Origin of the sequence: Corynebacterium tuberculostearicum SK141 (assembly GCF_000175635.1) — a bacterium.
GTDB classification, from domain to species: domain Bacteria; phylum Actinomycetota; class Actinomycetes; order Mycobacteriales; family Mycobacteriaceae; genus Corynebacterium; species Corynebacterium tuberculostearicum_C.
The window spans coordinates 128,226-139,979 of the sequence record NZ_ACVP01000015.1 but is presented as its reverse complement, the minus strand read 5'-3'; the positions used below and the strand labels follow the sequence as shown (position 1 = coordinate 139,979).

At 59.8% G+C, this 11,754-nt stretch carries 7 protein-coding genes and 1 pseudogene; 3 read left to right on the top strand and 5 right to left on the bottom strand.

Annotated elements, in window-relative coordinates; genetic code table 11:
• Nucleotides 1-1,218 (bottom strand): ATP-binding cassette domain-containing protein (locus CORTU0001_RS05610; protein WP_005328060.1); only part of this gene is annotated, 1,218 nt, incomplete at its 3' end.
• A 518-nt stretch (nt 1,219-1,736) separates the two neighbouring features.
• A pseudogene (locus tag CORTU0001_RS05605) lies at nt 1,737-3,083 on the bottom strand (IS256 family transposase).
• 331 nt (nt 3,084-3,414) lie between these two features.
• Between CORTU0001_RS05605 and CORTU0001_RS05600 the strand changes: the two are divergent.
• Nucleotides 3,415-4,644, top strand: coding sequence for an IS110 family RNA-guided transposase (locus tag CORTU0001_RS05600; protein WP_005324630.1), 1,230 nt, complete (start codon nt 3,415-3,417; stop codon nt 4,642-4,644).
• Between the two features lie 194 nt (nt 4,645-4,838).
• Here CORTU0001_RS05600 and CORTU0001_RS05595 read toward each other — a convergent pair whose 3' ends face one another.
• Nucleotides 4,839-5,150 carry a transposase family protein gene (locus CORTU0001_RS05595; RefSeq protein ID WP_010189373.1) on the bottom strand — a complete coding sequence of 104 codons (312 nt, stop codon included), beginning with the start codon at nt 5,148-5,150 and terminating at the stop codon, nt 4,839-4,841.
• Nucleotides 5,151-5,382: 232 nt separating this feature from the next.
• Here CORTU0001_RS05595 and CORTU0001_RS05590 point away from each other — a divergent pair, with 232 nt between their 5' ends.
• Nucleotides 5,383-5,781, top strand: coding sequence for an SHOCT domain-containing protein (locus CORTU0001_RS05590; RefSeq protein WP_005322734.1), 399 nt, complete (start codon nt 5,383-5,385; stop codon nt 5,779-5,781).
• A 162-nt stretch (nt 5,782-5,943) separates the two neighbouring features.
• On the opposite strand, the gene glmS is transcribed toward CORTU0001_RS05590, so the two are convergent.
• Both glmS and CORTU0001_RS05580 read right to left on the bottom strand, forming a co-directional pair.
• Nucleotides 5,944-7,815: a glutamine--fructose-6-phosphate transaminase (isomerizing) gene (gene glmS, locus CORTU0001_RS05585; protein WP_005322735.1), complete on the bottom strand. Its 1,872-nt coding sequence runs from the start codon at nt 7,813-7,815 to the stop codon at nt 5,944-5,946.
• Nucleotides 7,816-7,910: 95 nt separating this feature from the next.
• A complete protein-coding gene (locus CORTU0001_RS05580; protein WP_005328043.1) occupies nt 7,911-10,715 on the bottom strand; it encodes an FAD-binding and (Fe-S)-binding domain-containing protein in 2,805 nt (934 codons plus the stop codon).
• Between the two features lie 204 nt (nt 10,716-10,919).
• Between CORTU0001_RS05580 and CORTU0001_RS05575 the strand changes: the two genes are divergently transcribed.
• The gene (locus tag CORTU0001_RS05575; RefSeq protein ID WP_005328042.1) at nt 10,920-11,753 is read left to right on the top strand and encodes a dienelactone hydrolase family protein; all 834 of its coding nucleotides are present in this window, start codon (nt 10,920-10,922) and stop codon (nt 11,751-11,753) included.
• Nucleotide 11,754: the final 1 nt, after the last annotated feature.

Below are 11,754 nucleotides of genomic sequence, written 5' to 3'. Positions count from 1 at the left end.
CCCCTCTCGTGGATTCGCGTTGGTAACCACGTCCCATACGCTTAGAGAAGGATCTAATCCAATTCGTTGACGCAAATACCCCGAGTTGCCGATCACGTAGCCCGCCTCACCGGAGTTAATTCGGTTTAAGAGCGTGGTCTTGCCACTTCCATTTGGTCCTGACAAGCGCACCCGTTCTGGGCCGACAATCGTCAGCCCAGGAATCGAAATAACCCGCTTTCCTTCCGGCAGCTCAGTTTGTGGCAGCTCGATATAGACCGAATCATCATCTCGTATGTTTCGCTCAGCTCGAGCTAAAGAGCGTTGGGCCGCTTCAACTGCGCCTGAATGGATTTGCGCTCTGCGTGATGCCGTCTTTTCGGATCGCTGCTTATCAAGCTTCATCGTCATGCCTGGTTTGCGCTTCGACTCCGCGAACTTCTTTCCACGGCGCGCATCACGCGCAATTCGTGTTTGCATTGCTTGTTGTTCGCGGAGTTGCTGCTTATAAGTCGCCTTGGCGGTAGATACTGCTTTCTGAGCTACTTCCTGTTCTGCATTAATCGTGGCTAGGTAGTCGGAATAGTTGCCTTGGAAGAAGCGTAGGTTCCCATCCCTTAATTCCGCTACCTCGGAAACTACATCCAACAGGTCTTTGTCATGGCTTACCACTAGCACCGGCGCCGCGGCATTTACCAACATATCTTTCAGATGCTTCTTAGCAGTTCCGTCGAGGTTATTGGTCGGTTCATCGAGGATAATGAAATCCGGCTCGGACAAGAACACCGCCACCAAAGCGACGCGGACCGCTTCACCTCCAGAGAGGCTTTTGATAGGGCGGTCCAACGGGATATCCAATCCGGCGGCGGAAAGGGCAGCGGCAATGCGCTCACCGACGTCCCATTGCTCCCCAATTAACTCATAGAGTTCTGGTTCATACTCACCGGCTTCGACTGCGGAAATCGCCGTGAGCACTTGGGTGACACCGAAGATGTCTGCTACTACATCATTTTCATTCCAAGCAAGGTCTTGTGGCAGGTACGCTATCGATTCCGGCTTTTCCACCGTTCCAGCAGTAGGCAAGATTTTGCCAAGGATGACGTTTAACAGAGATGTCTTTCCTGCACCATTATCCCCAATCAGCGCAGTTAAAGGGCCAGAAAAGGCACCGTTTAGGCCACTGAAGCAGGTTGTGCCATCGGGCCATACTAGGGAAAGGTCGTTCAATAAAATAGGCATGCTTAAATCCGTTCTTCCTTTAGTGTTTTACGCAAAAACACGACGGATGAGCACTGCCTACTCCTTTCACCGACAACAATTGCTCCCAATAGCATAACAGTTTCAAGCCTTGAGTTCAGAGGGTCGTTGCAACACTTTCCCTTAGGAGGGTGTTGTTGTGTCTGGGGTTGTCGGCCCGTTTCATTCGTTGTCTGAGTCGGATCGTCGTGGCTTAGTTGCCTTGGTTGGCAGTGGGCGTAGTGTCCGTTCGGCGGCTGGTGAGCTTGGTTGTCATTACGGGCATGCTTTGAATTTTTGCCATGCCTTTGGATTGCCAGTCGTGTTTAAAGCCAAACGAGTTGATCGCCGCGGCAGCCAGGCTTTCCAGCTTGTGGAGCTAGTCCGAAGCGGACTGTCAGTACACCAAGCCGCCAAAAGATGTGGGATGCATCTTACCGCGGCTTATGCCGTAGCTACGGAAGCTGGGTGCCATATCCGGTTAAGTGAGGGTGTCCGATTGTTTGTGTGCGGGGGGTGGTTTACAAGTAGTCCGCGAATCGGTCGGGGTAAGCCACGGCTAGTTGGTTGATGGCTTGTTTCCACCCGGTGGCTTTCGCTCCTTCAATATAGCCGTTGCACTCAATGTTGCGCTTTGCTTTCTTCGCTCGCTGGGCGGCACGCTTGTTCGATGTTGCAGATCATCAGCCACAGCGTTTTCTGCGCCGCGGTATCGTTCGGGAATTGGCCCCTGTTGCGGGTAGCTTTACGCAGTTCAGCATTCAGCGACTCGATTGAATTGGTGGTGTAGAGCACCCGGCGTGCCGCCGGCGGAAACTGCAGAAACGGCACGAACCGCTCCCAAGCGTCGCGCCAGACTTTGACCGACTGCGGGTATTTCCGGCCCAGTTCACTGGCTTCGAACGCATCCAAGGCGGCACGGGCGGTGTCCTCGTTTGCGGCCGTGTAGACCTCACGCAGCGCCCGGGAGACACCTTTGCGGTCCTGATACGACACCCACCGGTTCGCAGCCCGAATCAGGTGCACAATACAGGTCTGCACCATGGAATTCGGCCAGGTTGCCTCCACGGCTTCCGGCAAGCCTTTGAGCCCGTCGCAGCACACAATGAACACGTCTTGGACACCGCGGTTAGCCAGATCCGCACACACCGATGCCCAGAATGCGGCTCCTTCATTGTCGGCGGTCCACAGTCCCAGGATGTGCTTGATGCCGTCCATGTCGACACCAACCGCCATGTAGCAAGCCTTGTTGACCACGCGGTGGCCGTCACGGATTTTCACGCGTAGCGCGTCGAGGAAGATCACCGGGTAAAACTCGTCGAGCTGGCGGTTTTGCCAGATCATGACCTCGTCTAACACCGCATCGGTAATGGTGCTGATCGTATCCGGGCTCATATCCACCCCAAGGGTGGTCGCGAGGTGATGCTGGATATCGCGCACGGTCATCCCACCGGCGTAGAGCGAGATAGTCATGTCGTCGAGTTCTGTGAGCCGACGTGCACCCTTGGGCACCATCCGGGGAGTAAACGTGCCGGCACGATCCCTGGGCACGGTCACCTCAACTGCGCCGTAGCCAGAATTGACGGTCTTGGTGTACGACCCGTTACGGTGATTATTCTCCTGTGCGGTTTCGACCTGGGATTTCGCTTTGCGGTCGGAATGGCCGTAGCCCAAGTGCGCATCCATCTCCGCCTTAAGGCCAGCGTTGATTGATGCTTGCAGCAGGCCTTTGACCAGCTCGCTTGCATCATCAGCGGAGCTCGACAGCTCGCTAATCAAGCTGGCGATTTCAGAATTTTCCATCAGCTTCTCGCTGATCTCGTTGACCCTCGCCGGGTCATGGTTTTCTTCGGTGACACCGTAGTCATTATCGGTGAAACTCCTTCTAGATCAGAGCCTCACACACAAACTTCCTGACGCTGATAATGGGAATACAGGATCGGAACCACGTGGAATGACCCACTTCTTGACTGGCCATGATCTCCTCATGTGCCTTCAGCGTGATCTGTCTTCCATGTTAGTTCCGACCCTGTACCGCAATCTGGTGAATCCGCCCATGACCTTATAGGAGCGTGACGTCTCCACCGTGACCACCCCGGCAGGTGTCTAGTGTAGTCGTCCCATCAGCGTCTTGTCTGCCCGGAAACCCCGGATCGCGGGTCACCCGCACGTTTGCTCACAGACAGGACCTGATCCCCAATGTCTACCACTTTCGACTGCCCCACCGGCCCCGTTGCCGGAATCGACACCCACACCGATACCCACACTGTTGCCGTTATTTCGGACACCGGCCGGCACATCGCCACCGACACCTTCCCCGCCACCAACCCTGGCTACGTGGCGATTTCAGAGTTCATGGCAACCTACGGTGTCACCACCGTCGGTGTGGAAGGAACCAGCTCCTATGGAGCAGGCCTGACACGCCACCTTCGCACCCAGAAATACTCAGTCGTAGAAGTCTTACGCCCTACCCGGGCCGTTCGACGCCGGGACGGCAAATCAGACCCCGTTGATGCTGTCGCTGCCGCCCGCCAGGTGCTCACCGGGGAAGCCTTAAGCATCCCGAAAGACACTTCCGGGCCAGTGGAATCCCTCCGTGGGTTGCAGATCACCCGCCGTCAGCTCGTGATGACAGCAGCGAAACTGATGACAACGATCAAATCGTTGCTGGTCACAGCACCCGATGAGATTCGACGCCGCTATAGTGCGATGTCCACATTGGTCATGGTGGAGGCCTTGTCCCGGTGCCGACCATCAGCTGACCTGGCCGACCCCAGAAATGGGGTGCTCCTCGCGTTGAAGACATTAGCCACCACCTATCGTGATTTACAGAAACAGGGTACGCAGCTGGAAAAACACATCAGTATCCTGGTTGAGATGATCAATCCGCATGTGACCTCGATATTTGGGTGTGGTTCCGTGGTGGCTGCTGATCTGATTGTCAGTGTGGGGGATAATCCAGGCCGGATTCACTCCGAGGCAGCATTAGCTCATCTGTGCGGGGCCGCACCGATTCCGGCTAGTTCTGGACGGACTCATCGGCACCGTCTCAACCGGGGTGGTGATCGTCGGGCGAATTCTGCGTTGCATCGGATCGCGTTGGTGCGGATGCATCATGACCAACGCACCAGGGACTACGTAGCCAAACGCACCAAGGAAGGATTGTCGAAAAAGGAGATCTTACGGTGTCTGAAACGCGCCATTGTCAGGGAGGTCTACCGGGTGTTGTGCTTGGGTCAGGCCGTTCTTCCAACGGGCCAGGTAGAGGTTGATGAACTCAAAGCTCGACGGATCGAGAGGCAGTTATCGCAAGCCCAGGTTGCTGAAAAACTCGGGTGTGCCCCGGCGAGAATCAGTGATATCGAAACCGGCAAGCGCCCTTTGCCGGAGTTGAGGTTGGCTTATGAAGAACTTCTCAAATCAGCTTGACACAACATAGGAGCATCACCCTTCAGGAATGACAGGCGAGGAGCAATCCGCGGGGACGGATAAGGCCACAGCGCGTTCAAATGTCTCACATGAGTGCAACGGTGAGGGGTGTAGAGAACGCACGGTGGGCGGTTGCGAATAAGTGACCACGCTGGCAGCCAAGAGGTACGAGCGATGAAAGATCAGCTCGAGCATTAGCGAACGTACTGACGTCGCTTTATTAGGTGTACTGACCGGGTACGTTGCGGGCACGCCGGTTCGGCGCACCGCCACAGCCGCTTGCGCCACACCAGCAGCACCGGCCGCCCCGCCGAGGGGATGTCACGCACCAGATGCTCACGCCGGCCGTGGGCCACCGCGACCACCCCGCACCGCGGGCACCCGGTCACCGACTCGGAGGTCTCCACCAACAGCTCCAGCTCACCGCCGTACTCACCGACGGCAAGCACCACCAACCCCGAGATGCCGAGCATCGCAGCGGGCAGGACGGTAGCCTCAACACTCACCTGGGACTCCTCTCGATCCGTTGCTTGGTCGCTACGAATCGTGGAGTCCCAGGCCCGTCTTCACCAGCCCAACCCGGTCAGCGCGTCGCAACCCGGCTACCACGCTTGGTGAGGAAAAGCTGCTAACATGGTTCGGCGACGGCCCGGGCACGTCCTTGTTCCTAACCGTCGTGCGCTGGGGTCCGCGTGGACCGCTCGGCCAGCGTCCATCCAGTCAGGAGGCAGTCAGCAAATGTTCGACGACAACGGCTCATTCCTACTCGCCATGTTCGAGTTCTTCATCTTCTTCGCATGGTTCATGTCCCTGTGGTGGATCTTCGGAGATCTCTTCCGCAGCAAGGACCTCGGCGGCTTCGCAAAGGCGCTGTGGGTGGTGTTCATCCTCGCGCTGCCGTTCATCGGAATGCTCGCGTACCTGCTTGTTCGAGGTCGGGGGATGACCGACCGCGCGGTCGAGGCGCGCCAGGAGCTCCAGCAGCGGCAGGATGAGTACATCAAGTCCGTCGCCGGCGGCTCCGCCGGATCGAGCCCGACCGATGAGATCGCCTCGGCGAAGGCCCTTCTCGACTCGGGAGCGATTACCCAGCAGGAGTTCGACCAGATCAAGGCAAGGGCGCTCTCCTCGGTCTGACCCTGGTCCGCTCCCTCGCCAGCCGCAGCGTCGCGGTCCGAGGGCGGCCATCCGGCGCGGCCTAGGTATTCGCCAAGCTTCAATGAAATGCAAAAGCCCCCTTACCTCCCACGCAAGAAACGCGGCAAGTAAGGGGGCTTAACTAGTACCGTTCGGCGTGGATTACTCCACGGTCACGGACTTGGCCAGGTTACGCGGCTGGTCCACGTCGTAACCCTTGGACTTTGCTACATGGGCGGCAAAGATCTGCAGCGGCACGGTGGCCAGCAGCGGCTGCATGAGGGTCGGCGCCTTCGGGATGCGGATGACGTGGTTAGCGTAATCCTCCACGGCGGTATCGCCTTCTTCCGCAATCACGATGGTGATGGCACCGCGGGCGCGGATCTCCTGAATATTGGAAACGACCTTGGAGTGCAGGGAGTCGCGGCCGCGCGGGGACGGCACGATAACGAAGACCGGCTGGCCTTCCTCAATCAGTGCAATCGGGCCGTGCTTGAGCTCGCCGGCGGCAAAGCCCTCGGCGTGCAGGTAGGCGATCTCCTTGAGCTTGAGCGCGCCTTCAAGAGCTACAGGGAAGCCGACGTGGCGGCCCAGGAAGAGCACGGATTCCGCATCCTTCATGGAGTTGGCCAGGTTGGCCACCTGGTCCTCTTCATCGATGACGTTTTGGACCTTGTCCGGCATGTGGCGCAGCTCAGCGAGAACGCTCTGGATTTCATCGGCGAACATGTTGCCGCGCAGCTGGGCCAGGTAGAGGCCAAGCAGGTAGGTGGCGGTAATCTGCGCCAGGAAGGCCTTGGTGGAGGCTACGGCGATTTCCGGACCGGCGTGGGTGTAGAGCGCGGCATCGGATTCGCGCGGGATGGACGAGCCCTGGGTATTACAGATGGCAATAACCTTGGCGCCCTGCTGGCGGGCGTGACGCACGGCCATCAGGGTATCCATGGTCTCACCGGACTGAGACAGGGCGACAACCAAGGTCTTTTCGTTCACGATCGGATCGCGGTAGCGGAACTCGTGGGCGAGCTCGACCTCGGTAGGAATGCGGCACCAGTGCTCGATGGCATAGCGTGCCACGTGGCCGGCGTAGGCGGCGGTACCGCAAGCGATGACGATGATCTTGTCGATGGACTTCAACACGGTCTCATCGATGCGCAGATCATCGAGAGCCAGCTGGCCCTGTTCATCGAAGCGGCCGAGCAGGGTATCGCGCACAGCGGCGGGCTGGTCGTGGATTTCCTTTTCCATGAAGGAATCGAAGCCACCCTTTTCGGCAGCGGCGGCATCCCACTTGATTTCAAAAGGCTTGCCCTGTGCAGGGTTGCCCGCATAATCGGTGATTTCTACCTCGTCGGCGGTGATGGTCACGACCTGGTCGTTGTCCATCTCCACGGCGGACTTGGTGTAATCGATGAAGCCAGATACGTCGGAGCCGAGGAAGTTCTCGCCCTCGCCCAGGCCGATAACCAGCGGCGAGTCGCGGCGAGCGGCAACGATGCGATCGGCCTGCTCGGCGTGGATGGCCAGCAGGGTGAATGCGCCCTCGAGGCGGGAGCAGGTCAGCTGCATTGCCTTGGTGAGGTCACCAGCGGCCTCGTTGTGGAAGACATCGCCCAGCAACGTAGCGGCAACCTCAGTGTCGGTCTCGGAAACGAAGTTGTAGCCCTTGTTCAAAAGCTCGGACTTGAGCTCGGCAAAGTTCTCAATGATGCCGTTGTGCACCACGGCCAGCTTGCCGCCATCGACCACGTGCGGGTGCGCATTCAGGTCGGTAGGGCCACCATGGGTAGCCCAGCGGGTATGGCCAATGCCCAGCACGGAGTCTGGCAACGGGCGGGCCTCAATCTCAGCATCCAGCGCAGCGACCTTACCGGCCTTCTTGCGCCAGCTAATGTCCCCATCGGCGTACATTGCTACGCCAGCGGAGTCATAGCCGCGGTATTCCAAACGGCGCAGCCCTTCCAAGACTACGTCGAGGGCGAAGTAATCACGGTCACCACCAGCGTGACCAATATATCCAACAATTCCACACATAGTTGCTGATTTTACAGCACGTGGAAGAAACCTCTAGGCGGGCGGGGCGTCGGCAAGCGGGGCCTAGCACCCCACCCGCTAGTGCGCTGGGAAAACTAGCGCGTCGCCTGCTCCAAAAGTTCCAGAATGTGGTGATAATCCTCGCCGGTAGCACGGGTCAGGCCGAGCTCGCAGGTGCGGTTGGTCGAGGCGTGATACTGCGCCCCGATTTCCTTGACTTGCGCTGCTTCGGCGCGCGTTGCGGCGTCGGTTAGCTCCGGGTGGAGCATGCCGCGATCGCCGGCATAGCCACAGCAATTCCAGTCAGTGGGAATGTGTACCTCGGCCGCGGCGGCGCGGGCTACCTTCTCCACATCTTCCATCATGCCCAGCTGGAAGGCAGAGCAGGTGGGGTGCACGGTCACGGAAGCCGCGGGGTTCTTGACCGCAAGCTGCGGCAGGAGGGTATCGGCCGTAAAGCTAATGGCGTCAAGAACGGTAATGCCTACCGACTCCAACATGTCCTTGAATCCGGCGGTACAGCTGCTGGCGTCCACGATGACCGGCAGGCGCGCACCATCGGTGGCCTCCATGACGATATCGCGCACGCGCTGCTCCATCGCATCGTGGCCGGCCTGCATGCCCTTGGACGCCCATGGGGTGCCACAGCAGAGCTTGTCGATGCCCTCCGGAACCTCCAGCGCTACCCCGGCGCGCTCCAAGAGAGTCACGAAGGAATCGGTAGTGCCTTTGCCACCGCCCTGCGGGCCAAACATGGTGTTCACGCAGGCTGGCAGGTAAATTCCGGTGGTCTGCGCGTAGCGGTCACCCACGCGCCCGGCCAAGCGGCCGCGGGACTTGCCGCCCTTGCCCAGCTCCGGCTGGTACTGCGGCAGGTTATCGGTGCCGATGAGGCTGCGGCCCACATCGGTGACCTTCTTGACCAGCTCGGTGGGCAGCAGGTGCGCGCCGGTGAGCGCCAGCCCGGCGCCTTGGCTAACCACCTGCCAATTCTTGGCGGCAGCGCCCCACAGCTTCTGCTGCGCCGGCTGGGCCTCCTCGCGGCGCAGGCGCTTGATGAACTTGCCGGTATCGATACCTACCGGGCAGGCGGTGCGGCACATGGAATCCACCGCGCAGGTCTCGATGCCCATGTATTCATAGGCCTCATCCAGCTCGGCTACGAGCTGGCTATCGCCGGCTTCTTCCGCGCGCTTGCGGGCGCGGCGCACCACAATGCGTTGGCGTGGGGTCAGCGTGAGATCGCGCGACGGGCAAACCGGCTCGCAGTAGCCGCACTCCACGCAGCGGTCCACTTCCTCTTCCACGGTGGGGTTGAGCTTGATGTTTTTGATGTGCGCATCGGGGTCATCGTCCAAGATGACGCCCGGGTTCATCGTGTTGCTGGGATCGCAGGCCCGCTTGAGTTCTTGCATAACCGCGTAGAGCTCGTCGCCATACTGGCGGCGTACATACGGCGCCATGGCGCGGCCGGTGCCGTGCTCGGCCTTGAGGTTGCCCTCGGCCGAGAGAACCAAGTCCACCATGCCCTCGTTGAAGTCGTTATACCGACCGATAGCGTCATCGCCTTCAAAGCGGTCCGTGAGCAGGAAGTGGATATTGCCGTCTTTGGCGTGGCCGAAGATAACGGCGTCGTCATAGCCATAGCGGGCAAAGAGTTCCTGCAGGGAAGAGCAGGTATCAGCCAAGTCCCCCACGGGCACGACGATATCTTCCAAAAGCGCGGTTGTACCGGACGGGCGCGCCTCAGCGACCTGGGCATACAGGCCCTTGCGGAAGCTCCATGCGGTATTGCGCGAAGCGGCATCGGCCGAGAAGGCAGCCGGCGATTGCAGCGGCAGCTCGCGCAGAAGCTGCGAGCCCTTGCCCTCCTTCTCCCGCAGTTCTTCTTCCGCGTCAGCGTGGTACTCAATGAGCAGTGCGGCCTGCTTGTCCACATCGAAACCGGTGATGGCCTGCGGGACCTTATCAAAGCCTTGGCCTACGCGGATCGAGGCAGAGTCCATCAGCTCCAGGGTGGCCGCCCCGGTATCCAGCAGGGCCGGCAGGGACTTGGTGGCAGCGGTGAGGTCATCAAAGACAGCCACCGTGGTGGTAGTCAGCTTGGAAATGGGCACGGTGCGGAGTACCGCCTCAGCGATGAAGGCCAGGGTTCCCTCCGAGCCGATGAGCAGGTGCTCAAAGAGCTTGACCGGGCTATCAAAATCCAGGAAGGAATTGAGGCCATAGCCCATCGTGTTTTTCAGCTGGAAATGGCGGCGGATAATATCCACGGACTCCTGGTTATCGCGCACGCGGCGCTGCAGGCGGGTAAGTGTTTCCACCAGCTCCGGTTCCTGCTCTTGGAACTGCCGGTCTGCATCCGCATCGGCGGTATTAATCACCGTGCCGGTAGGCAGCACGAAGGTTAGCGATTCCAGAGTGTTATACGTATTGAGCTCGGTACCGCAGGCCATACCGGAGGAGTTATTGGCCACCACGCCACCGATGGTGCAGGCAGATTCACTTGCCGGATCCGGGCCAAGCTTGCGATTGCGCAGGCCCAGGCGGGCGTTGACCTGGCGCACCGTCGCGCCGGGCTGGACGCGCACGCGCTTGCCCTCATCCAGCACCTCGATGCCGCGGAAGTGCTTGCGCACGTCCACCAGGTAACCATCGCCGGAAGCCTGGCCGGCAAGGGAGGTACCGCCAGAGCGCAGGGTGACCGGAACATTCTGCTGCCGGCCCGCGCGGAAGATGGCGGCCACGTGCCCGGCCGAGCGGGCCTCAATGACTGCCTTAGGGGTGTACAGGTAGTGCGAGGCATCGGAGGCATGTGCCACGCGGTCAATAACCTCGGTCTTTACCTCCATCCCATAACGAGTAGAAAGTTCTTCCACATCAACGACGCCGGTAGTCATGTACCGCAGCCCGCCTTCCCAGAAAAATAGAGTATGTAGTTGCCCACACATTGCACTCCCCTACCCACAGGGGCGCAAGTTAGGAGGGGCTTAGGAAAGCCTTTCCACTACACCCGCGGCTCGGCTGGATATTACGCAGACATTTCTCAGATAAACCCGCACCCTTTCCCGCCTGGCGGGTGATCTTCATCTATCCTGGAATGCGTGTCTGCGAATTTGAATAAACATCTAGCAACGTTGTCGAAGCGTGGCCGCAACCGAGTTTTGGTTGGCGACCTTGACTATGCCGGGGTTACCGGCAAGGTTTATACCCCCGCGGAGGGCCAAAGCCTGCCCGCCGTGGCCTTTGGCCATGACTGGATGCACAAGATTAAGGATTACCACGCCACCCTGCGCCACCTGGCTAGCTGGGGCATCGTCGTGGTAGCCCCCGATTCCGAGACCGGCCCCTTCCCCAACCACCGCAACCTGGCCGCGGATATGGAATCCGCGCTGCAGATTGCCGCTGGGGTAAAGCTTGGCGCTGGCAATATTACGGTCTCCCCGGGCAAGCTCGGCATGATTGGCCACGGCATGGGCGGTGGCACGGCCGTGTTGGGCGCCTTAGATAACCAGAAGGTCGCCGCCGTCGCCGCGATTTACCCTTCCATCACCGCGCCATCTGCGGTGCAGGCGGCCCGCCGCATTACTACCCCGGGCTTGGTCATTGGCGCCGGCCAGGAAGACATTTTCAATGCCGGCAACCCCGCCAAGCTGGCCCATAACTGGAATGGCCCAGTCTGCTTCCGCGCCATCGACAAGGGCAGCCACGCCGGCTTTACCGAAGATCGCCTGCGCAAGCTCGCTATCGGCACCGCCGCCTTCCAGTCCGGCCCTACCGAAATCGCCCGCGGCTTGGTCACCGGCTTCCTGCTGGCCACCCTCAATGGCGATTCCACCTATGACGCCTTTGCGGATCCAGAGGCGAGCGCCAAGAAGGTCGAAAGCCTCGTAGGCGAGGACTTGGCCGAGCGCGCCGGCGTCACCCGCGACGCCTAAG

Coding starts and splice junctions, on each gene's coding strand:
- CORTU0001_RS05600 (WP_005324630.1), top strand. CDS start 3,415: ATGTCTACCACTTTCGACTGCCCCACCGGCCCCGTTGCCGGAATCGAC.
- CORTU0001_RS05590 (WP_005322734.1), top strand. CDS start 5,383: ATGTTCGACGACAACGGCTCATTCCTACTCGCCATGTTCGAGTTCTTC.
- glmS (WP_005322735.1), bottom strand. CDS start 7,815: ATGTGTGGAATTGTTGGATATATTGGTCACGCTGGTGGTGACCGTGAT.
- CORTU0001_RS05580 (WP_005328043.1), bottom strand. CDS start 10,715: ATGACTACCGGCGTCGTTGATGTGGAAGAACTTTCTACTCGTTATGGG.